Source organism: Afifella aestuarii (genome assembly GCF_004023665.1).
GTDB classification, from domain to species: domain Bacteria; phylum Pseudomonadota; class Alphaproteobacteria; order Rhizobiales; family Afifellaceae; genus Afifella; species Afifella aestuarii.
On record NZ_SAUF01000001.1, the window covers coordinates 302,064 to 324,638 of the forward strand.

Annotated in this window: 17 protein-coding genes and 1 tRNA gene; 9 read left to right on the forward strand and 9 right to left on the reverse strand. The window is 63.5% G+C overall.

The window, feature by feature from the left end; translation table 11 throughout:
* Positions 1 to 58 precede the first annotated feature (58 nt).
* The gene (locus tag EO094_RS01320; RefSeq protein ID WP_128290555.1) at positions 59 to 619 is read left to right on the forward strand and encodes a DUF3320 domain-containing protein; all 561 of its coding nucleotides are present in this window, start codon (positions 59 to 61) and stop codon (positions 617 to 619) included.
* Positions 620 to 637: 18 nt separating this feature from the next.
* Here EO094_RS01320 and EO094_RS01325 read toward each other — a convergent pair whose 3' ends face one another.
* The 7 genes from EO094_RS01325 to hemC form a co-directional block, all read right to left on the reverse strand.
* Positions 638 to 1,492 (reverse strand): PGN_0703 family putative restriction endonuclease, encoded by an 855-nt coding sequence (locus EO094_RS01325; protein WP_128290556.1) that lies wholly within the window; start codon positions 1,490 to 1,492, stop codon positions 638 to 640.
* Positions 1,470 to 1,754, reverse strand: a complete 285-nt coding sequence (locus EO094_RS18365) for a hypothetical protein (protein ID WP_164879509.1) — start codon at positions 1,752 to 1,754, stop codon at positions 1,470 to 1,472. Before EO094_RS18365 ends, EO094_RS01325 begins: the two co-directional genes overlap by 23 nt.
* A tRNA-Thr gene (locus tag EO094_RS01330) sits at positions 1,744 to 1,819 on the reverse strand. Before EO094_RS01330 ends, EO094_RS18365 begins: the two co-directional genes overlap by 11 nt.
* Before the next feature lie 155 nt (positions 1,820 to 1,974).
* The gene (locus tag EO094_RS01335; RefSeq protein WP_128290557.1) at positions 1,975 to 4,278 is read right to left on the reverse strand and encodes a heme biosynthesis HemY N-terminal domain-containing protein; all 2,304 of its coding nucleotides are present in this window, start codon (positions 4,276 to 4,278) and stop codon (positions 1,975 to 1,977) included.
* A 9-nt stretch (positions 4,279 to 4,287) separates the two neighbouring features.
* Positions 4,288 to 6,294: a hypothetical protein gene (locus tag EO094_RS01340; protein WP_128290558.1), complete on the reverse strand. Its 2,007-nt coding sequence runs from the start codon at positions 6,292 to 6,294 to the stop codon at positions 4,288 to 4,290.
* Between the two features lie 99 nt (positions 6,295 to 6,393).
* Positions 6,394 to 7,128 carry a uroporphyrinogen-III synthase gene (locus tag EO094_RS01345; protein WP_128290559.1) on the reverse strand — a complete coding sequence of 245 codons (735 nt, stop codon included), beginning with the start codon at positions 7,126 to 7,128 and terminating at the stop codon, positions 6,394 to 6,396.
* Positions 7,128 to 8,054 carry a hydroxymethylbilane synthase gene (hemC, locus tag EO094_RS01350; protein WP_205649796.1) on the reverse strand — a complete coding sequence of 309 codons (927 nt, stop codon included), beginning with the start codon at positions 8,052 to 8,054 and terminating at the stop codon, positions 7,128 to 7,130. Before hemC ends, EO094_RS01345 begins: the two co-directional genes overlap by 1 nt.
* A gap of 63 nt (positions 8,055 to 8,117) precedes the next feature.
* Between hemC and tsaD the strand changes: the two genes are divergently transcribed.
* The 8 genes from tsaD to EO094_RS01390 all read left to right on the forward strand — a co-directional run bounded on the left by tsaD (position 8,118) and on the right by EO094_RS01390 (position 19,518).
* The gene (gene tsaD / locus EO094_RS01355; RefSeq protein ID WP_128290561.1) at positions 8,118 to 9,212 is read left to right on the forward strand and encodes a tRNA (adenosine(37)-N6)-threonylcarbamoyltransferase complex transferase subunit TsaD; all 1,095 of its coding nucleotides are present in this window, start codon (positions 8,118 to 8,120) and stop codon (positions 9,210 to 9,212) included.
* The gene (locus EO094_RS01360; protein ID WP_128290562.1) at positions 9,212 to 10,216 is read left to right on the forward strand and encodes an NAD(P)H-dependent glycerol-3-phosphate dehydrogenase; all 1,005 of its coding nucleotides are present in this window, start codon (positions 9,212 to 9,214) and stop codon (positions 10,214 to 10,216) included. The genes tsaD and EO094_RS01360 overlap by 1 nt, the downstream gene beginning before the upstream one ends.
* A gap of 42 nt (positions 10,217 to 10,258) precedes the next feature.
* Complete coding sequence (locus tag EO094_RS01365) at positions 10,259 to 10,696, forward strand: EVE domain-containing protein (protein ID WP_128290563.1); 438 nt, start codon at positions 10,259 to 10,261, stop codon at positions 10,694 to 10,696.
* 66 nt (positions 10,697 to 10,762) lie between these two features.
* Positions 10,763 to 11,179: a DUF1761 domain-containing protein gene (locus tag EO094_RS01370; protein ID WP_128290564.1), complete on the forward strand. Its 417-nt coding sequence runs from the start codon at positions 10,763 to 10,765 to the stop codon at positions 11,177 to 11,179.
* A 36-nt stretch (positions 11,180 to 11,215) separates the two neighbouring features.
* Positions 11,216 to 11,629 (forward strand): DUF1761 domain-containing protein, encoded by a 414-nt coding sequence (locus EO094_RS01375; protein WP_128290565.1) that lies wholly within the window; start codon positions 11,216 to 11,218, stop codon positions 11,627 to 11,629.
* Between the two features lie 147 nt (positions 11,630 to 11,776).
* Entirely contained in the window at positions 11,777 to 13,735 is a 1,959-nt protein-coding gene (acs, locus tag EO094_RS01380) for an acetate--CoA ligase (RefSeq protein ID WP_128290566.1), read from the forward strand.
* 161 nt (positions 13,736 to 13,896) lie between these two features.
* A complete protein-coding gene (locus EO094_RS01385) occupies positions 13,897 to 14,403 on the forward strand; it encodes a L,D-transpeptidase (RefSeq protein WP_128290567.1) in 507 nt (168 codons plus the stop codon).
* Positions 14,404 to 14,607: 204 nt separating this feature from the next.
* Positions 14,608 to 19,518 carry an NAD-glutamate dehydrogenase gene (locus EO094_RS01390; protein WP_128290568.1) on the forward strand — a complete coding sequence of 1,637 codons (4,911 nt, stop codon included), beginning with the start codon at positions 14,608 to 14,610 and terminating at the stop codon, positions 19,516 to 19,518.
* Here EO094_RS01390 and purH read toward each other — a convergent pair.
* Entirely contained in the window at positions 19,490 to 21,094 is a 1,605-nt protein-coding gene (gene purH / locus EO094_RS01395) for a bifunctional phosphoribosylaminoimidazolecarboxamide formyltransferase/IMP cyclohydrolase (RefSeq protein ID WP_128290569.1), read from the reverse strand. The two genes, EO094_RS01390 and purH, sit on opposite strands and share 29 nt — an antisense overlap.
* Before the next feature lie 52 nt (positions 21,095 to 21,146).
* Complete coding sequence (locus EO094_RS01400) at positions 21,147 to 22,571, reverse strand: heparinase II/III family protein (RefSeq protein WP_164879510.1); 1,425 nt, start codon at positions 22,569 to 22,571, stop codon at positions 21,147 to 21,149.
* Positions 22,572 to 22,575: the final 4 nt, after the last annotated feature.

Below are 22,575 nucleotides of genomic sequence, written 5' to 3' on the forward strand. Positions count from 1 at the left end.
CCTCTATGCACATTGCCCCCAGGCGGGGCGCAGATCGATCACAACGGAGAGGTTCCCCATGGCTCAGACACAACCGGATCCAGACGCGGTCGACAAGCAACCCTCGGAATCCGCGCAGAACGGTGACGGCCGCTTCCGTATCGCCGACCTTTCGCGCTTTCATGCGGATCCGGACAAGTTCTTCGACTTTTCCTACCGGCAGACGCTGCACGATATGGTTCAGGCGGTGATCGAGGCCGAAGCGCCGGTGCGGGAAGATATCCTGGCGCAGCGCATCGCCCGCGCTCATGGCTGGCAGCGGACTGGCCGGCGCATTCGCGACCAGATCGCCAAACATCTGCGCGAGGTCGATCGTACGGAAGAATCGTCCGGCGACTTCCTGTGGAAGAAGGGAACGGTTGCGAGCCGCGTCGCCTACCGGCCGCCGGCAGGGCCTGCGCATCGCCGCGCCGTCGGCGAGATCGCCATCGCAGAATTGAGCGACGTGGTGGAGGCCAATCTGGCGCTGCTCGACGAGGATGATCCGCCGCTCGTGCTCGCCCGTCTTATCGATGTGGAGCGTCTGTCGGCGAGCGCCCGCGCGCGGCTCGAAGAGGCGATCGAACGCACCAGGCCGTAGCTTGGGAGTGTCGGTCTCCTAAGGGTGGAGCTTCGGAGAGGTGGTTTCGCTGTCGGCAGTCAGAAAGCGATAGCGCTGATCGAGATAGGACGCCCACGGATCGTCGAGGCCGAGCTCGTCGATCAGAGGCCGAAAGAGCGCCTCGGTCGAACAGCTGACGAAGTCGTCCCGCGTTTGGAGAAGGCCGCTGAAAACGGCAAAGGCGTCCCGGCCGAATGGCCTGAGCGCTGGCGATGTCACTTTGCGCAGAGCCAGATTGGCGGACGGGGCGATATGCAGGACGCGGACCCGCTCTGCGCCTTCTTCGTGCGCTTTCTGCATTTGAAAGGCGAGCATCTGCTGGCGCAGGAGCTGATAGAACGGCTCGTAGAAGAAATCGGCCAGCGAGAGCCCGATATCTGAGCGGATCGGACCATCTGGAGCGAAGGCAAGATTCCCATAACGTGAGATGCGGACCTCATGGCCTGCCGGAGCGAGCGGTGCGCCGTATCTTTCAGTGTATTTCCACTCGATCAGCAGCGTCTCGCGCCGGCCCTGATGCTGGAAGGCGAGGCAGGCATCGGCGCTGGTGCAATTGGCGCCGCGGGTGCGCCCTCCGACTCCCGATCCCTTTGCGGCTGACCGGCTCTCATTGAGATAATCGCCGCCGATCCACTCGAAAGCGACATACCAGGGACGTCCTTCAGGCCCGGCTTCGACCGGCAGCATTTGAGGCTGGGGAATGTCGAGCGCCAGCGAGACGAGCCGTGACAGGACTTCGGGTCGCTCGGCGAGAGGCATCAGAAAGTTGAGACAGCACGCCTGCGATGAAAGCGCATGGTCCGCGGCGAGATGCCAGGTGATGCGGCGCTCAGAGAAAATAGGCGGCGGCATCGGCGCGAATCATCGGGGCGAGGTTGAGGCGCTCACCACCCGGCGTCAGCCAGAAATCATAGCCGCGGTGCCCGATCTGCTTCGGGAAATTCTTACGAAAGTAAGCCGACTGGCTCTGTTTTTCGGACGCCGCAAAAGATCGGGCCAGCATAATAGTCAGCGCTTTTTCCGTGACCGGACTGCCGGAGGGGTCGACGCTGCATCTGGCTGGGTTTTCATGGCTGCCTCCCGGGTTGGAGAAAGGGAGGCGATGGTGCCGCATGCCGGACTCGAACCAGCGACCCCCTCATTACGAATGAGGTGCTCTACCAACTGAGCTAATGCGGCCCGGCCGAGCCTTGGCTCGGCGACAGGATGTCGTCGATCGACACCGGGCTGTGAGGGGCGGTGCCCCTTAGCGCGCCACCTCTTAGCGAAATGTGGGCGCGCGGGCAAGCGGGGAAGAGATCCGTTTGCCATGGGCGTTTGCCATGGCGAAAGTCTCAGAAAAGCCTGAAGCGGCTGCGTCCGGCCTCTTCGTCGGGTTTCTTTTCCTCTGGCCCCGGATCGTCCGGGAGGCGCGGCCGATTGCCCTGACCGCCATTGGCACGGGGAGAAGCATCCTCTTCGTCGGAATGTGCGTCCTTTGGCGCATCGACCGGTACGGGCGGTGCCTTAGGTGGCTCGCCCTTGCCCTCGGCCAAGGGGTCAGGCCGCTTGGGCGCTGTATTTGCCGATGCAGGACTCCCTGTCATTGCTGCGGAAGGTGCGACACTTGCGGGCGTAGGGCTGGCCGCAGGCGAGGTGGTCGACGGTTTTTCATCCGTCCGCTTCGTGTCCGCCGCCTGGTTGGCTGTGCTCGCTGCCACTTTGTCTTGTGGGGCGACGGGAGCTGCGAAGGATGTTGCGGACTGCGAGCCCGCGCCGCTCTCTTTCGGCTTTGCGGCATCCGTTGCTGTGGCGCTTTTTGCGCTCTCTGGCGCGGCCGATGCCGCCGGCGTGTCGGTTGCGGCAGGTGCAGGCTCCCGCGGTTTTGGCGGCTGGATCGCCCCAACTCCGGCTGCCGCGCCGGCCCCGCTAAGGATGGCAGTCGTTTTGGAAGGTTGCGGTTGCGCCGCCGCAGAGGAAGCGCCTGCGCCCGGACCGGCCTTAGGCTTATCGGCAGATGCTGCCGTCTGCGTTTCGGGCTTTGTCGCAGTGGCTGCGTGCGAAGGAGAATCGGTCGGCTTCGCCGCCGCCGGCTTTTCGGCGTCGGCGGGTTTCGTGGCTGCGGAGGCGGCTGCCGGTGCGATGGTGGAGTTCGTTGCTGTCGCTGTCTGTGCCTTCGCTGAACCCGCCGCCGGTATGGTGGTGGTGTCGGGCTTGCTACCGGCCGGCTTGGTGGGGGGCGTCGAGGCTCCGCTTGCCGCAGATGCCGCGGAGACCGGGGTTGCAGTCAATGTCGGGGCCGAGCTCTCGTCGCGCAGGGGGCTGATCTCGCGTGGACGGAAGCTCGCCTCATCAATGTCGATGGTGCGCCGGCTCTCCGGTTCCTCGATCGGCACCTTCCATTCCACCGTGTCGATGCGGCCGGTCACCGGCGAAACCGGCGCCCATTCGTCGAGGATCACGCCATCGGCGGTCCAGGCCGGATCGCGTGGCGCGTGTACTGCGCGTGACAGCCATTCGCGAGCGCGGCCGCGATCGCCATGCTCGCCTTCTTCGATTTCGGCCATCATCAGAAGCGCGTTTTGCGTCGGACGCGTGCGGATCATCGGCAGGAGCGTCTCGCGGGCGCGCTCCCAGTCACGTGAGCCGATTGCTGCGCGTGCCATCACCATCCGCGCGGCATCTTCCTGCGGGCGCAGCTTCATCAGGGTTTCGAGACGCTGGAAGCGGTCGCGGGCGGAATCCCCGGGGCGCACATTGGCGTAGGCGTCGGCAATGTCGGGATGCGGATTGGCCTTCCACGTGGTCTCCAGAACGCGCGTCGCGCGACGGATGTCGCCGAGACGGGAGGAGAGGCGGCCGGCGAGAACCGCCGCCGGAACGAGGTCCGGCTGCAGGCCATGGGCCTCGAGCGCCGCTTCCTTGGCCTTGTCTGGCTGGCCGTCTTCCCAGTCGATTGCCTGGGCGGTCAGGATGACGGCGCGCAGACGGCGCGCTTCCTTGCGATCGATATCGCCGGTCTCGGCATAACGCGAAAGCGTCTTCAGAGCCTCTTCCCAGGAGCCTTCCGCCGTCTGATAGCGCATCAGGGCGCGGGAGGCCCAAGCGGCCGAAGGTGAGGTCTCGCGGGCCTGCTCGGCGAATGCGCGAGCGGTGTCGTGGTCGCCCTCGCGCGCTGCCTCGATGAACAGGCCTCTCAGGCCGACGATGCGGGTGCGGTCATGTCCGAGCATGCCCTTGAAGGCTTCGCGCGCCTTGGCGTGGTCGCCGCGCAGCTGCGCCGTCTGCGCCCGAAGCAGCAATGCCAGAGGCTCGTCGTCGCGGCGTGCCAGGTCGTGAGATGCACGCTCGGCGGTCCGCAGATCTCCGGCGGCGACGGCGAGAAGGCCCGTCGAGAGCGCCTCGCGCTGGCGGCGTTCGCGGCGGCGGCGCCAGGATTGGCGGGCTTTCAAAGGGAAACGCAGGATGAGAACGATCAGCCCGACGACGATGAAGCCGGCGGCGATTGCCAAGAGCGCCGCGAGAGCGGCGCGGGCAAGCCCGATCGTATAGGCCGTGTCGGCGAAGGTGAGGGTCACTTCGCCGGGAGCCTCCTTCAGCCAGGAGAAACCCAGCACGAAGGCGAAGACGACGGCGATGAGAATGAGGAAGCGAATCATGTCAGGTCCTCAGCCGGCGGCGTTGAGGCGGGAGAGAGATTTCGCCCGCAGATCTTCCGCGAGCGCTTCCGCGTCGGCTCGAGCCTTGAGTTTTTCGGCCCAATCGGCGGAGGGTTGGCGAACGTCTTCAGGCAGGCTCTGCCATTCGGTGTAAGCCTCGTTGAGGCGACCGGCAGCGAGATCGGCCTCGATACGGGAGACAATGGCATCCGGTTCGTCGCCCTGGCGCGGCCCGGCGGGACGCACCTCCACGAGGCCGCGCGCACTCGCGATGAGCCGGTCCATCACGCCGACATCCTCTTCAGGGGCGTCCGCGGCGCGCAGGATTTTCGGAACGTAGGTGTGAAACTCCGCGGCGAGGGCTTCACGCGTCGGCAGCCCCTCGGCTGCGTGCGCCGACAGCGTCTCGCTTACCGCGTCTTCCCCGGCAAAGCCTGCGACGGCCTTGAGCTCGGTTTCGTATGGCTGGCCGCTTGCCACAGTGTCGGCGAAGGCTTCGGCGGCAACGGCCGGCGCAATTGCCGTCGCGTTTTCCATGCTTCCTTCAAGCTTCGTCATGCGCTGAGAAAGCTCTTCGCGCTGGGCTCGCGTCTCCTCGGTCGTGCTCTGCGTCTGCTGAAGCGCATTTTGCAGATCCGCAACGGAATCGCGGACGTTCGACAGGTCGCTGCTGTTTGCCGCGCCGGAGACGCTCTGCTGCAGCGTGGTGAGCATCTGCTGGTTGGTCGTCACCGCCTGTTGCAGCGGGCCGAGATCGACGGGTGCGGCGTTTTCCAGATTCCCGAGGCGCCCGGAAAGTTCATCGAGACGGCCGGAGAGGGCCTGAAGCTCTTCTTCGCTGGCGCCGGTGCTAGCCTGGGCGGGCGCGCTTTCGCCGCTGCCTCCTGTAGCGCTCATCTGCTCTTCGAGCGAATTGATACGGTTGCGAAGATCATTGAGCGCAGTCGGTTCTGCCGACGCAGCGCCGTTTTGATCCATGAGGTTTGCCACGGAACGCTGCAACTCTGAGACTTCCGCGCGGAGATCGTCCGATCCGCGGCCCTCTGCCACAGCGGGCCGGTTCTGCAGAGCTTCGAGTTGTTCCTGAAGCTGCGCTTGCTCGTCCTGTAGGCGGGCGATTGCCGCATCGTAGCTGCCTGTTCCCGCCGTCGCGCCCGTTCCTCCGCCGCCATTGGTGCCCGGAAGCGTCACGCCGTATTGGGGACCATAGGTCTGCAGTGCCCAGGCGCCGCCAAGCGCAACACCGCCGCCGACGATGCCGGCGAGGAGGAGCCCGCCAAATCCCACTCCGCGCTTCGGCGGCTTGGGCGGGGGTGGCGTCTTGCCGGAAGCGGATTTTTCGGATCCCGGCTTCGGAGCGCCTTTGTCGGTGCCCTTGTCGGCGCTGCCGGCGGCGCCCGCTTTCGTGCCCGTGCTCGGGACCGTACCCGGCTTGCCCGTCGCCGTACCAGTTGCGGCAGTGCCAGTTGCGGTCGCGCCAGCCGTTCCGGCAGCGCTCCCGCTGGAAGCGTTTTTGCCTACAGCGCCGGGGGCGGTGGTCTTGCTCTCCGGCCTGGCCGGTTCCTTATCGGATGTCTTGTTCGAGGTCGCAGAAGCTTTGTCTGGGGTGGCCTTCTCCGCGGCGGTGGCCGATGTCGAGGGTTTCTCGCCGGCCTTCGCGGTTGCTGCACTTGATGCTGTCGCGGCATTGCCTTTCGCCGCTGCGTCCGTGCCGCTTGCGTTTGTTGCACTCGCGCTGTCGGCGCCCCGGCTCGCGGCGCCGGTCTTAACGGCATCCTCGCGCTGTGCGTTCTTGTCTTCCGATGGCTTTACGGGTCCGGCCGGTGCGCCGGTCTTGCCGGGCTCTTCCTGGCGTCCCTCGCGGTCAACCGCCATCTTCGGCGTTTCGTTCTTTTTGGGGTCGGCGGGGCCGCCCGCGGAGCTCTGCTTCACTTCTTCGGCCTTCAGATCGATTGTCACGGGTTTACGCTTGTCGCCCGAGGCGGACATACGCTTGTCCTCAGGTTGCCTGGCCACCTGCCCCTCCTGCAGCTGAAAGCCGATCGCGGCGATCGGTTCCTCAATTGTTATGCCCTAATGCGGGCGTTGGTGGAACGCCTCGCCCATTCTGCCACCCTATCCGTCGCAAGAAGGCCCTCGGTAGCGCGCAATCATATCAAAGAGCGAAGCCTGATCGGGGCGATCTGACACAAGGACCGGGCCGCGGACAATGGGTCTGAGCGGCGCGGCGGCTTGGTCGGACAGGCAGAAGCAGACGATGTTTTCTCCGAGCGGTGTCAGCCCGGCGGTCTCCAGAGTGCGCGCGAAGGTGGCGGCACTTTGCTGTGAATAGATGAGGATACCGGCTTCTTCACCTGAGGCCAGCATGTCGCGCGCGCGGCTCTTCAGCTCGTTGACCGGCTCTGAACGGTAGATCTCTCGCAAGACCACTTCGAAGCCAGCGGCCGCCAGCTTGTCCTCGAGTGCCCCGGCGCGGCTATTGGCGGCGAGGTAGAGAACCGGGCCGTCTTCGGGCTTCAGTGTTTCGCGAGCCAACACGGCAAGCGCGTTCACATCGCCGCCTGCGCTGCGCACGTCCGGGAAGCCGAGGTGATGTCCTTCGGCGGCCGTGCGGTCGCCTACCGCAAGCAATGGCAGATGCTGCAGGCGGGCGAGTTCCGCATGGGCGGCAAGCGCCCGCACTGCATTGGCGCTCGTCACCAGCACCGCCTGAAAATCGTCCTCCGGCAAAGGCGCCTGAAGCGGCACCACGGCAAGGGCCGGCGAACGCACCACCTCATGGCCGAGAGCAATCAGCGTATGGGCCGTGCGGCTGCCATCAGGTTCGGGGCGGGTGACGACGAGACGCATCAGGCGATCCCGATCTTGGCCAACAGTTCGGCAGAGGCGCGACCGCGCACCTCGGCGCCCGTCTCGCGACCGATCTTCTCTGCATCTGCGGCCAAACCTTCGGCGGAGCCTTCCAGAACTTCTGTGCCGTCGGGCGAAAGCAGAAGGCCTCGGAAGGAAAGCCTATCGCCCTCCACCTGTGCCCAGCCGGCGATCGGCGTGCGGCAGGATCCGTCCAGCGTATCGAGGAAAGCGCGTTCGCAGGTGACGGCAGAGGCGGTTTCGGGATGACCGATCTTGGTGAGAAGATCGCGCATCTTCGCATCGTCCTCGCGGCACTCGATGACCACTGCGCCCTGACCGCAGGCCGGCGGGAATTCCAACGGATCGAGAAGCGCCGTTGCATGGCTGTCGACACCGAGGCGGCACATGCCGGCATAGGCAAGCAGCGTCGCGTCGAGTTCGCCGTCCTCGACCTTCTGGATGCGGGTCGGCAAATTGCCGCGCAGAAGCGTGATCTCGAGGTCGGGTCTGGCTCGCCGCAAAAGCGCCTCACGGCGCAAGGAGGCGGTGCCGAAGCGGGCACCTTCGGGCAGATTTTCAAGCCCGCCGCCGTGATGCGAAATAACCGCATCGCGAATGTCAGCGCGCGGCAGATAAGCGGCAAGCGTCAGCCCTTCCGGGAGGCGCGTCGGCATATCCTTGGCGGAATGCACGGCAATATCGATGGATTTGTCGATCAGCGCCTCTTCAATTTCCTTGGTGAAGAGGCCTTTGCCACCTGCTTCCAGCAGTGCACGATTTTGAATACGGTCGCCCGAGGTCTTGATGACGACGATCTCGATGTCGGCTTCGTCGATCCCGGTCGCGACCAGCGCGTCACGCGTCGCATGCGCCTGCCATAGAGCCAGGCCGCTGCCGCGTGTCCCAATTCTGAGCCGTTCCATTTGCCCCTTCAGCTTAGCCGGTGCTACACGCCTAGGGTCTAATCAGCCAAGGGGATAAGTGCAATGGACCCGGTCCTCCCCGGCGTCCCCCCAGGCGCCGCATCGAGTGTCCTCGGCATCGAAACGAGCTGCGACGAAACCGCCGCATCCGTCGTGACTCGGGGCCCGGACGGGAAGGGAAAAATCCTTTCAAATGCGGTGTTCAGCCAGATCGCGGAGCATTCCGCCTTTGGTGGGGTCGTGCCGGAAATTGCTGCACGCGCGCATGTGGAAGCCCTCGACGGCATCATTGCCGCAGCCCTTGCGGATGCGGACAAACGTCTTTGCGATGTCGATGCGATTGCTGTGACCTCCGGGCCGGGCCTCATCGGCTGTCTCCTCGTCGGCGTGACCACGGCGCGGGCGCTTGCGGCCGCTGCCGGGCTTCCGCTTCTCGGTATCAATCATCTGGAAGGCCATGCGCTCACCCCGGTTCTTACCGATGATGTTGCCTTTCCCTATCTCCTTCTCCTCGTTTCCGGCGGACATACGCAACTCGTCGCCGTCGAAGGCTATGGTCGCTACCGACGTCTCGGTTCCACCATCGACGATGCGCTTGGCGAAGCTTTCGACAAGACGGCAAAGCTCCTTGGTCTTGGCTATCCGGGCGGTCCGGAAGTGGAGAAACGTGCTCTCAGAGGAAATCCGGGCCGCTTCAACTTGCCGCGGCCGCTACTCGGCACAAAAGGCTGCGACTTTTCCTTCTCGGGTCTGAAGACGGCGTTGCGCATCAAGGCGGAGACACTGGTTCCGCTGTCTGAGACGGATATCGACGATCTTTGTGCCGGCTTCCAGGCGGCCGTGGCCGCGATTGTCGCCGAGCGCACAGCCCATGCGCTCACCCTGCAGCCGTGGAACGCCCTCGTTGTCGCCGGCGGGGTCGCCGCCAACCGGGCCGTCCGTTCCGCCCTGTCCGATCTTGCCGACAAAGCCGGCATCGCCTTCGTGGCGCCGAGATCCGACCTATGCACCGACAATGCGGCGATGATTGCCTGGGCAGGGCTCATGCGCCTTAGCGCAGGCGAGGCGGTCGCGGAGATCGTTGCCCGTCCGCGTTGGCCCCTCGATCAGGCCGCCGAACCACTTCTCGGCTCGGGCCGTCATGGAGCTCGCGTTTAATGGGTACGTCTTTTCGCAAAGTCGCTGTCGCGGGAGCCGGTGCTTTCGGCACCGCGCTTGCTCTTGTTGCAGAGCGCGCCGGGGCTTCGGTGACCCTCTGGACAATCGATGAAGCCGCCGCCGCACGACTGGCAGCGAGCCGTGAAAACAGTGATTTTCTGCCCGGTCCGCGCTTGCCGGAGACGATCGACGTCACCAGCGATACGTCGCGTCTCGGCGACGCCGATTGTGTGCTTCTCGTCGTCCCCTCGCAGGCGACACGGTCGCTGCTGGCCGGAATCGGCACAACGCTTTCGGACGACGCCGTGGTTGTCGCCTGTGCCAAGGGCATCGAGCAGGAAACCGGTGCGTTGCAGGGTGAGATCGTGCGGGCGGCGCTGCCGAACCATCGGATCGGGGCATTGTCGGGTCCGGGCTATGCCGCGGAGATCGCCAGGGGGCTGCCGACTGCCGTTACGGTGGCAGCGAGTAAGATTGCCGTCGCGGAGCAGGTGGCCGCCACCCTCTCCTCGGACAGTTTCAGGGCTTATGCGAGCGACGACATCATCGGCGCGGAGCTTGGCGGCTCGCTCAAGAACGTCATCGCCATCGCCGCCGGCATCGTCGAAGGCCGCCGGCTCGGCGAGAGTGCGCGTGCCGCGCTCGTCACCCGCGGTCTTGCCGAGATGAGCCGTCTCGGTGCGAGAATGGGGGCTCGGCCTGAGACTTTCATGGGGCTCTCTGGTCTCGGAGATCTCATGCTGACGGCGATGAGCCGGCAATCGCGCAATACGAGTTTTGGCATTGCACTGGCCGAGGGTCGATCAGTTGCAGAGCTGACCGCTCCAGGCAAGCCGCTCGCGGAGGGGGCTTTCACCGCCGCCATCGCCGCGCGCCTTGCCCGCGAGCACGACATCGACATGCCGATCACGAATGCCGTCGCGGCGGTGCTCTCGGGCAGGCTCACCCTCGACGAGGCGATCGCAGCCCTGGTCTCCCGGCCCTTGAAGCAAGAAATCGCCTGAGGCACGAAGACGGACCGCTGCAAGTCCTTGAAAGGGGTGGGTATGGCCTATTGGCTGTTTAAGTCGGAGCCGCACAAATGGTCGTGGGACGACCAGGTCAAAAAGGGTGCGAGCGGACAGGAATGGGATGGCGTGCGCAATTATCAAGCGCGCAATTTCATGCGCCAGATGAAAGCTGGTGAGCGTGGTTTCTTCTACCACTCCAATGAAGGCAAGGCGGTCGTCGGGGTTGTCGAGATCGTCGCCGAGGCGCATCCCGATTCCACGGACGAGAGCGGGAAATGGGAGTGCGTCGACATCAAGGCCGTGGCGCCGTTGAAGGAGCCCGTCTCGTTGGAGACCATCAAGGCGGACGAACGCCTCTCCGATATGGTGCTCGTCAAAAATTCGCGCCTGTCGGTGCAGCCTGTCAGCGATAACGAATTCGCAATGATCTGCCGACTGGGAGGGTTGGTAGCCGACGACGTCAAAGCCGGTTAAGAGCTGGCGCGAGGCTTTTTTGAGGTTGCGGGGCGGTATCGATCCGCCTTGCGAGGGGGAGACGGAATGGCTTTTGCCGGAATCAATTATTTTGCCGTCATTGTGGCCGGGTTTGCCGCATTCGGCTTCGGCGCCATTTATTACGCGGTGCTGGCAAAGCCGTTTACTGCCGCGACCGGCCTCATCCAGGTGAAGGTCGATGATGGCGATGAAAACGTCGATCGCACGCCGCTTCTCGTCTCTCTCACCGGCGAGATATTCATGGCCTGGATGCTTGCAGGCCTCATCGGTCATATCGGCGAGGTGTCGATCATAACCGGCCTCGCCTCCGGCTTCTTCGTGTGGTCGGGATTCATCCTGGTGCCGCTCGTCGTCAATCACCGCTACCAGATCATGCCGTGGACGCTCACCTTCATCGATTCCGGCCACTGGCTCGGCGTCGTCATGCTGCAGGGCCTCATCATCGGCGCGTTCGGGACGTAAGGTCGGGGCGACCGAAGACGGCGACGGAGCACGCTCTTGCATTTCGGCAGCATGAATTATTGGGCGATCCCGCTCGCCGCGGTTTTTGGCTTCCTCGCCCATCTCTTGTGGCTGCGTATATTGCCTGCCCCTAAGGACGTTAGCGGCGATGTCCGTCGCTCGCTTGCAGTGGGCGTCCCCGCGGTTATGCGGCAGATCTTGGTCTTCATCCTTATCTTAGTCATGGCCTATGTGCTCGCCGGCGCGATCGGCCATCTCGGCCCCGGTCAGGCGACCACCCGCAACGGCGTCATTTCCGCGGCAATTCTCTGGGCGGGCTTTGTCGCCACAACGTCCGGCGTCAATGGCATTCTCGCCGGGCAACCCGCACGACAAGTTTTCATGACGATCGGCCGCTGGTTTTTCGTCCTCGTCGTCGAAGGCTTTTGTCTCGGCGTTTTGGGGGCATGAAGGCCCGCCCTGGTCACCACTTCGAAGTGCTCGATATTATGTACGAAAGTGCGAGGGTCGCGGCATGGACAGCCGCGACCGCCTCGGCATAATGCCGCGGTATAATCCGGGCTGTAAGGTCCGACACAACCTTGGGGAGGCTCATCCATGTCTGACGCGAAAGTACATTCCGTGACGCCCGAATGGGCCGAGCGTGCCTTCATCGATTGGGACAAGTACCAAGACATGTACGCCCGGTCCGTTGAAGACCCGAACGGTTTCTGGGGTGAGCAGGCGCAGCGGATCGACTGGATCAAGCCCTTCACCAAGGTGAAGAACACCTCCTACGACTACCACAACGTGTCGATCAAATGGTTCGAGGACGGCACGCTCAACGCCTCGGTCAATTGCATCGACCGCCATCTTGCCGACCGCGCCGATCAGGTCGCCATCATCTGGGAGGGCGACGAGCCTTCCGATCACAAGCACATCACCTATCGCCAGCTTCACGAATATGTCTGCCGCCTCGCCAATGTGATGAAGGCGCACGGCGTGAAGAAGGGCGATCGTGTCACGATCTATATGCCGATGATTCCTGAGGCGGCCTATGCGATGCTCGCCTGCGCCCGCATCGGCGCCATCCATTCTGTCGTGTTCGGGGGCTTTTCGCCAGATTCCTTGGCGAACCGCATCGAGGACTGCCGTTCCGATTTCATCATCACCGCGGATGAGGGCGTGCGCGGGGGTCGTAAAATCCCGCTGAAGGCGAACACCGACAAGGCCATCGAGCGCGCTGAGAAGGATGGTGCTTCAGTCCGCAACGTCTTGGTCGTGAAGCGCACCGGCGGCAACGTCACCATGAAAGAAGGCCGCGATCTCTGGTATCATGAGGAGATCGAAAAGGTTGACGCCGATTGTCCCGCCGAGGAGATGGGCGCCGAAGATCCGCTCTTCATCCTCTATACGTCGGGCTCAACCGGAAAGCCGAAGGGCGTGATGCACACGACCGGCGGCTATATGGTCTATACCTCCATCACCCACCAATATGTCTTCGACTATCATGACGGCGATATCTATTGGTGCACGGCCGATGTCGGCTGGGTGACGGGCCATTCCTATATCGTCTACGGGCCGCTCGCGAACGGCGCTACGACGCTCATGTTCGAGGGCGTGCCGAACTACCCTTCGGGCTCCCGCTTCTGGGAAGTCTGCGACAAGCACGGCGTCAATATCTTCTACACGGCGCCGACCGCCATCCGTGCCCTGATGGGTGCCGGCGACGAGGCGGTGACGAAGACCTCGCGCAAATCCCTGCGGCTTCTCGGCTCCGTTGGCGAGCCGATCAATCCGGAAGCCTGGGAATGGTATTACCGTGTCGTTGGCGAAGAGCGCTGCCCGGTGGTCGATACCTGGTGGCAGACGGAGACGGGCGGCATTTTGATCACGCCGCTGCCGGGCGCCATCGCGCAGAAGCCGGGTTCGGCCACGAAGCCTTTCTTCGGGGTGCAGCCAGCGGTCGTCGACAACGAGGGGAACATTCTCGAAGGCGCCACGGAAGGCAATCTCGTCATCCTCGATTCCTGGCCCGGCCAGATGCGCACGGTCTATGGCGATCACGACCGTTTCGTGCAGACTTATTTTGCCACCTACAAGGGCACTTACTTCACCGGTGACGGCTGCCGGCGCGATGCGGACGGCGATTACTGGATCACCGGCCGCGTCGACGACGTGCTCAACGTCTCCGGTCACCGCATGGGCACGGCGGAAGTCGAATCCGCGCTCGTTGCCCATCCGAAGGTGTCGGAGGCTGCAGTCGTTGGTTACCCGCACAACATCAAGGGTCAGGGCATCTATTGCTACGTCACCTTGATGGCGGGCGAAGAGCCGACCGAGGAGCTGAAGAAGGAGCTCAGGAACTGGGTGCGTTCGGAGATCGGACCGATCGCCTCGCCGGACCTCATCCAGTTCGCGCCCGGCCTGCCGAAGACGCGCTCCGGCAAGATCATGCGCCGCATCCTCAGAAAAATCGCCGAGGACGACTTCTCCAATCTTGGCGACACCTCGACGCTCGCCGAACCCGCCGTCGTCGACGATCTCGTCGAACATCGGCAGAATCGCGCCAACTGAGGCAAACGGCTTTTGGTCTGACAACCTGGGGTGCTAGTGGCTTGCGCCGGCACCCCAGGTGCCGAATTTTCTTAAATTCTCAACCAAACCAGAACTTTTTTCGTCTGGTCTCCGATGACGGCCGCATAATCTAAGAAAAATCAGGGCTCTGGGGGCTTTGGATGCGGATTGTGCAGAAGTGGGCGACGGCCGTTGTTGTCGTCGCAGGCGTTGCGTGTGCGGGTGTGGCCGAGGCGCGGGAGCCGGTGCCATTCAAGGACACTTATCGTCCTGGCACGATCGTCGTCAAAACTAAGGAGCGCCGGCTTTACCTCGTCATGCGCGGTGGCCAGGCTTTGCGCTACACTGTTGGCGTTGGACGGCGTGGCAAGCAATGGGAGGGGCGCACGCGCATTTCGCGCAAGGTGGTCGATCCCACCTTCTCGCCGCCAAAGGAAGTCAAACACGACATTCCCTCACTGCCGGATCTGATTCCGCCAGGACCGCGCAATCCGCTTGGGCCGCGCGCCATGACACTTGCGGGCGGCGAATATGCCATCCACGGCACCAACCGGCCGAAATCGGTTGGCGGTTTTGTTTCCTATGGCTGCATCCGCATGTACAACCAGGACGTGGTCGATCTCTTCGAACGCGTGCGCGTCGGAACGCCGGTTGTTGTTTTGCCCTAACGCCAATCGGTTTGTTTTCATCGCTTTTTCGGGACCTATGCGGGCCGTCGGTCAACAACGATTGCGGCACGCAGCATTTGGCTCTTGCCGGATGCCGGTCGGGGTGCATGTCTTGCCTCAGAGATAGGCGGCCGCTGCGAGAAAGGGCGCTATTTGCGTCCGTTTCGTGCGTCAGGCGGCTGAAAGAAGAGGCGAGGAGACCCAATGCCCGACCGCTACGAGCCGGAAAAGAAAAAACGCATCGAAGATGCCACAGCGAGGCTTGAGGCAGAGGCCGAAGAGACGGGAATCGACGCCGCGCCACTCAAACGCTTTGCCGAGATCTTTTTTGCACATGCGGCGGGCGAGGATATTACCGTTTATCCTGCCGAAAGCCTGGCGGGTATTGCCAAGGCTGCTTTCGCATTCATCGCTCAGCGCGACGCCAATGTGCCGAAGGTCAGCCTGAGAGACATCGATGCGGCCGACGAGCGCGGTCGTCCGGTCACCGCGATCGATATCGTCGGCAAGAACCGGCCGTTCATCTTCGATTCCGTTCTCGGGGAGATCCAGGCCGCCGGGCAACCGATCCATCTTGTCCTGCATCCGATCTTTGAGGTTTCGCGCGATGAAGCCGGACGCCTGACCGAATTTGCTGCCGCGGGTGCGGAATCGAAGGGCCGCCCGAACCGGGAGAGCTTTCTGCATATCGAGATTGCGCGCCTGCCCGACGAGGCGGCGAAAAGCGAGCTCGAAGCGTCCTTGAAGAGCCTTCTGCAAGAGGTGCGGGTTGCGACCGAAGACTGGCGCGCCATGCGCGACCGCTTGCGCATGGCGATCCGCGACTACCGTATCGATCCGCCCGAGCTCGACGAGGACGAGCTGGAAGAAGCGATCGCCCTGCTGGAATGGCTCGAGGATGACAATTTCACTTTCCTGGGCACGCGTGAGTTCACCTACGAGCAGGATTCGGGTGGCGCACTCGACCACGCTCATGGCGAGGGGCTCGGCCTGCTGCGTGACCCCGAGGTGAAAGTGCTGCGCCGTGGCGCCGAACTTGTCACCATGACACCGGAGATCCAGGAATTTTTGATGAGCCCGGAACCGCTCATCATCATGAAGGCCAATGTCCGCTCGCGCGTGCATCGCCGCGACCATATGGACTATATCGGCGTCAAGATTTTCGACGACCACAACCGCGTGACGGGGGAATTGCGCGTCGTCGGCCTGTTCACGTCGAGCGCGTTCACCCGTTCCGTCCAGTCGATTCCCTATATCCGCCGCAAGGTCGACCAGATCCTGAAGCGCGCCGGCTTCGATCCCTTCAGCCATTCCGGCCGCACGCTCCTCAACATCCTGGAGAGTTTTCCGCGCACCGAGCTTTTCCAGGCCGATCTCTCCACGCTCTATGACCAAGCCATGGCCGTCCTGCATCTGCAGGAGCGTCCGCGCGTGCGTGCACTCAGCCGGGCCGACAAGTTCGGCCGCTTCGTCTCCGTCCTCGTCTATGTGCCGCGCGACCATTATTCCTCCGACATCCGCGCCAAGATCGGTCAGGCGTTGGCGGAGATGTATGACGGGCGGATCTCCGCCGCCTATCCAGCTTTCCCCGAGGGACATCTCGCCCGCGTGCATTTCATCGTGGCGCGGGAGGCCCGCGATCCCAAAACGGCTCCCGTAGATCCGGATCAGGGTGAGGTCGAGGCACGCATTCGAGCCATCACCCGCACCTTCGAAGACGGGTTACGCGAGGCGCTCGCCAATGCCTTCCCGCAGCAAACAGAGCTCTTCGGAGAGTATCGGGACGCCTTCGGACGCGAATATCAGGCCGCCTTTAGCCCGCAAGATGCCGTTGAAGACATCCGCATCGGTCGTGAGCTTTCCGACCGGTCGGTGATTGCCGCGCATTTTCACCGGCGCATCGCCGGCGGATTGAGGCGCACGGCTTTGCGCTTCCATCATCTCGATGCGCCGATCCCGTTGTCGCGGCGCGTGCCACTTCTGGAAAATCTCGGTTTCGCGGTCGTCAACGAGCGCACCTATCTGGTTCGCCCGGCGACCGGCTCGGCCGTTTATATCCATGACATGACGCTTGCCGCCAAGGATGAAGCGGGTTCCGGCGAGGTTGATCCTGTCGGCGATGCCGCTTCTCGTCTCCAGGAGGCGATCAGTGCCGTATGGGGTGGGCGCGCCGACAATGACGGCTTCAACGCGCTTGTCCTTTCCGCCGGCATCACCTGGCGCGAGGCTGCGCTCTTGCGCACGATCGGGCGGTATCTGCGGCAGACCCAGCTGCCTTATTCGCTCGACTACATCTGGCACACGCTCGGCCGCAACGCGCTTTTGGCACGCCTTCTCGTAGACCGCTTCCGGGCGCGCTTCGATCCGGCGATCGAGGACCGTGAGGCCGCAGAGGCTGATGCGGAAAAGGCTCTAGATGGCCCGCTCGATCGGGTAGACAGTCTCGACGAGGACACGATTCTGCGCGCCTACCGGGCTGTCATTCTCGCGACCAAGCGGACCGATTATTTCCAGAGGGATGCCGAAGGTGCCCCGCCGCTCGCCATCACCATCAAGCTCAAGCCGCGTGACCTCGCTTTCCTCACGCCGCCTCGGCCGTTCCGGGAGATCTTTGTGCACTCGCCACAGGTCGAAGGAGTGCATATGCGGTTCGGGCCCGTCGCCCGTGGCGGTCTCAGATGGTCGGATCGGCCGCAAGATTTTCGCGTCGAGGTTCTCGGTCTCGTCAAGGCACAGCAGGTGAAGAACGCCGTTATCGTGCCGGTCGGAGCGAAGGGTGGATTCTTTCCACGGCTCCTGCCAGCGGAGGGCAGCCGCGAGGAAATCTTCGAAGCGGGACGCGATGCTTATGTCGCCTTCGTTGATCGGTTGCTTGCGCTTACCGACGACCTTGAGGGTGACGAGGTCATTCCGCCCAATGACGTCGTGCGCCATGATGAGGACGATCCGTATCTTGTCGTTGCAGCAGACAAGGGTACGGCGACCTTCTCCGACACTGCCAATGCCGTCTCCGAGACTCATGGGTTCTGGCTTGGCGATGCGTTCGCCTCGGGGGGCTCGGCCGGCTACGACCACAAGGAAATGGGCATTACTGCCCGCGGCGCGTGGGAAGCGGTGAAACGGCATTTCCGCGAGGTTGACCACGATATCCAGAGCGAGCCGTTCACGGTTGCCGGCGTCGGCGATATGTCGGGCGATGTCTTTGGTAACGGTATGCTTCTGTCGCGTGCGATCCGTCTTGTCGCCGCCTTCGACCACCGCGACATCTTCATCGATCCCGATCCGGACCTTGAGGCGAGCTTCAAAGAGCGTCAGCGGCTATTCGACCTCCCGCGTTCGTCGTGGAAGGATTACGACACGAGCCTTGTCTCGAAGGGCGGTGGTGTTTTCTCTCGCCATGACAAGACGGTGCCGCTTTCGCCCGAAATCTGTACGCTGCTTGGACTTTCCGGGACATCCGCGCGCCCCAATGAGGTCATCCGCGCCATCTTGAAGGCGCAGGTTGATCTTCTGTGGTTTGGCGGCATCGGCACCTATGTGCGGGCGCCGCACGAAAGCGATGCCGAAGTGGGCGACAAGGCAAACGATCAGATCCGCATCACCTCTGCAGAGGTCGGTGCAAGGGTGGTCGGGGAAGGCGCCAATCTCGGTATGACGCCCCAGGCGCGTGTCGATTACGGCCTACGCGGTGGACGCTGCAATTCCGACGCGATCGACAATTCCGGTGGTGTCAACTCCTCCGACCTTGAGGTCAATATCAAGATCGCCCTGGCGCCCTCGCTGAGGTCGGGCAAGCTGGAGCTGGAGGAGCGCAACCGCTGCCTGGCCGCGATGACCGACCAGGTAGCCGACCTCGTCTTGCGCAACAACATCCAGCAGACGCTGGCCATCAGTCTGGAGCAGATGCGCGGCCTCGACGCGCTCGCCAATCAGGCGCGTTTCATGAACGAACTTGAAGCCGCGGGCCGGCTCGATCGGGCGGTGGAAGTCTTGCCGGACAATTCCACCCTGTCGGAGCGCCAGGCCCAGCGTCAACCGCTGACGCGGGCGGAGATTGGCGTTCTTCTCTCCTACGCCAAGATCGTTCTCTTCGATGATCTCGTGGCAAGCGACATCCCCGACGATGAATATCTCGCGCGCGAACTCTTCCGCTATTTCCCGGAGAACATGCAGGAGCGGTTTGGTGATGAGATTTCAGGCCATCGTCTGAGGCGGGAGATCATCGCGACGCAGCTCGCCAATTCGCTCATCAACCGCGGCGGGCCCACCGCGATTGTTCGGCTGCGTGACCGCACCGGCGCGACGCCGGCGGACATCACCCGCGCTTACACGGCCGTTCGCGATGCCTTCTCCATGCAACGTCTGCATGCGGAGCTCGAAGCCCTCGACAATAAGATCGGCGGCCAGCTGCAGCTTGAGCTCTATCTGCGGGTGCAGGATGTTCTTCTCGACCGCATCGGCTGGTTCCTGCGCAATGTCGATCTCCGGTCCGGCATCGGTGCAGTGGTCGATCGTTTTCAGGAGACGCTGGAGGCTCTGCGGCAATTGCTGCCCGACCTCCTGCCCGAATTCGCTGCAAATGCGGTCAAATCGCGAAAAGCCTGGCTCGTCGAGGCACAAGTCCCCGACGAGCTTGCCGAGGAGCTCGCCATCCTTCCCGAACTTGCCAATGCGATCGATGTGGCACTTATCGCGGAACGCTGCGGACGGCCGATCGAGGCGGCCGCGGCGGCTTATTTCGAGGTCGCCGATCGCTTCTGCTTCTCCAGGCTCGAGGCAATGATCCTCGCTGTCGAAAGCCCTGACTATTACGAGAATCTGGCGACGGAGAAGGCGCGCGATCAGCTCGCTTCAGCGCATCGGGCGCTCGCCCTCGACGTTCTCTCTTATGCCGATGGAGGGTTCCCGGACGTCTCCGCCTGGGAAGAGGAATACGGCCGCAATGTCAGCGCGACCGCGAGCCGGGTTGCCGCGATCCTCGCCGATGGCCGCGCGACGACGGCCAAGGCCACCGTCGCAGCGAGCCTTCTCGCCGAGCTTGCGGAACAGCAGGCGGACCTTGGTAGCCGCCTGCCCCACTCGAAAGTTAATGCCGGAAGTGGCGAAGCCCCGTGAACACCATCGCAAGGCCTGCCTCGTCGGCGGCGTCGATCACTTCCTGGTCGCGCAGTGATCCGCCTGGCTGAATAACGGCGGTGGCGCCAGCTTCCGCGGCGGCCAGGAGACCGTCCGCAAAGGGGAAGAAGGCATCCGAGGCAACGACGGAGCCACGCGTCAGAGCATCTTCGAGCCCGGCGGCACGCGTTGCCTCCTGCGCCTTCCAGGCGGCGATGCGGGCGGAATCGACACGGCTCATCTGACCCGCGCCGATGCCGACAGCGGCTCCGTCCTTCGCATAGACGATTGCGTTCGACTTCACATGCTTGCAGATGCGGAAGGCGAAGATCAGATCAGCAAGTTCCTGTTCGGTCGGCTCGCGCTTCGTGACCACCTTGAGATCGGCCATCTTGACTTGCGCGGCATCGATCTCCTGGACCAGAAGGCCGCCAGCAATCGATTTGACCATCATGCCTGTCGCCGGCATGGCGGAGCCCGTCAGGAGCACACGGAGATTGGCCTTTGCCTTGAGGATCTTGAGCGCCGCTTCGTCTGCGTCGGGCGCGATGACGACCTCGGTGAAGAGAGCCGTGATGGCCTTGGCCGCCGCCTCATCCAACTGCCGGTTTGCGGCCACGACCCCGCCATAGGCGGAGACGGGGTCACATATCAGCGCTTTGGCATGTGCTTCGGCCAGCGTGTCAGCGACGGCGACGCCGCAGGGATTGGCGTGCTTGATGATGGCGATCGCCGGCCTTTCCGGATCGAGATCGGCGGCAAGCTGGAACGCGGCGTCGGCGTCGCTCAGGTTGTTGTAGGACAGCGGCTTGCCGTTGACGAGGCAGGCATTCGCAGCACCTGGCTTGCCCTTGTCGGTCGAATAAAGTGCCGCCTTCTGATGCGGATTTTCGCCATAGCGAAGTTCCGATGCGCGGGTCGCGGCGAACACCATACGTTCCGGGAACTGCGTCTCCGACTGCTCAGCGAACCAGCCGGAGATGGCGGCGTCGTAGGCGCCCGTGCGCGCAAAGGCTTTTGCGGCAAGCTCACGGCGCAGCGCCTTGTCGACGCCGCCGGAGGCAACGGCTTCTGCGACACGTCCATAATCGGCGGGATCGGTCACCACGGCGACGAAGGCGGCGTTCTTGGCCGCGGCGCGGATCATGGCGGGCCCGCCGATGTCGATATTTTCGATGATCTCGAGCGGGTCGCTGCTTTTGGCAGCCGTCTCTTCGAACGGATAAAGGTTGATCGCGACGAGATCGATCGGCTCGATCTCGTGTTCCTGCATGGCGGCCTGGTGCTCGGAATCGTCACGGATTGCAAGAATGCCGCCATGAACCGCCGGGTGCAGCGTCTTCACGCGCCCGTCCATGATCTCGGGGAAACCGGTTACCTCGCTCACGTCCTTCACGGGCAGTCCGGCTTCTTTGAGCGCCCGCGCGGTGCCGCCGGTCGATAGAATTTCGGCACCGGCTGCAACGAGCGCCTGGGCGAACTCGACCGCTCCGGTCTTATCGGACAGGGAAATGAGGGCGCGTTTGACGACAACGCGTTCAGGACCGGAAGAGCCCTTTTTGGAAGAAACCGACATTGTGAGCCTCGGGGACGTCGCGAAGAAAGGAAGAACGTCCGGTCTTAATCCCTCAGGCGAGGCGCGCAAGTCTCCAGGCGACAGCGTGTGCATCGCCGACCTCGCCGCTCACCACAATCTGCAGGCTGCGGCCGGATCCTCTGGAAAGAGAAAAAATCGTGCTTTCTTCAAGAGCCAGAGGTTGGTCGGCCGTGAAGCGCCAGACTGCCCCATCGGAGAGAACAAGATCGATATGCGGCGGCATGTCCGTGTCTTCGGGCACTTCGACCCCGACGCTCGGCTCCAGGTGAAAGCGGATGTCGAAAGGGGTTCGCTCCGAACCGTTGCCTTCGAAGAGGTCACGTCCTTCCAACGCGAGACCGTTGCCGGAGAGGACGAGCTGGCGCCTGTGCACGAAACCCAGCGTCTTTGCGTAGCCGTCATGGGATAGTTCGAGCAAAATCGTGCCGTCTTTCTCCTGGCGGCGGTTTCTCTCGACACGCTTCGGTCCGCTGACAAGGAGGACGCGTTCGCCTTCGGCTTCCAATCGGCTCGAGGACGTATCGGCGAGCGTTGCGGTGGAATGCGCCGCGGTCAGCCGAGCGGCGCGCCTCAGGGCTTCATAGCGGGCGCGGGGTGCTCCGCAATTGATGATAAGGCGCTGGCCGTTATGGGAGAATTCGAAGGCGAGAGTGCCGGCATGCGCTTCGGCGCTGAAGGCGAGCGGTGGCGGCGGGCCGGCATCGACGATCAAGGCTGCCTCTCCGGCTTCCAGACGTTCGAAGGCCGAATAGGGGGCGGAGGCGACGGGTTTGCCGAGCGCCTCGTCATAAGCGAGCACGGTGGAGAGCTGATCGCGGCCGCCTGCGGAGGCACCGTTGAACTGGGCGAAGGCGCCGTCGGCATGGCGGAAGAAGCGCAGCATCGGCATGGCGCGGTCGATCGCGCCCAGGATCGCTTCCGGCGGGTGCTGGCCGCGCGCGACCACCGTCTGACGCAGGGGCAGAAGGTCGAGAAGCGCTTCCAAAATCGCCGCAGGCGAGCGGGAGATATGGCCGCCATCGGGCAGGAATTGCACGCCAATCTCGTGACTTACACGCTCCAGCCCGCGCTTGGCGAGACGCTCCTGGCGCGACAGGCACAGCCCGGCCATGGCAAGCGCAATCGCCACTTGCAGGCGCGGCAGGCCAGGCTCGGCGGCATAGAAGGATCTGCGAAGGAAATGCGCGTGGCGCAGCATGGAACGCACGTAAAGGCGGTAGAAATCGTGGTCGGCACCTTCGAGCACCAGCGCTGATTGCGACAACAGCGACATGGTGCGCCGTGCTGCCACCGGCGGTTCCCAGGCGACGGCATGATGGCGCCTTTCGGCGCTCATCCAATCGTGCACGATGACCTGCGCATTGGAGCGGGCAACCGGCGTCGCGGCCGCCTTCAGATGACGCAGCCAGCCGAAACCGTGCAGCTCTTCGGCCCAGTCCGAGCTTGGCGGAATCATTTCG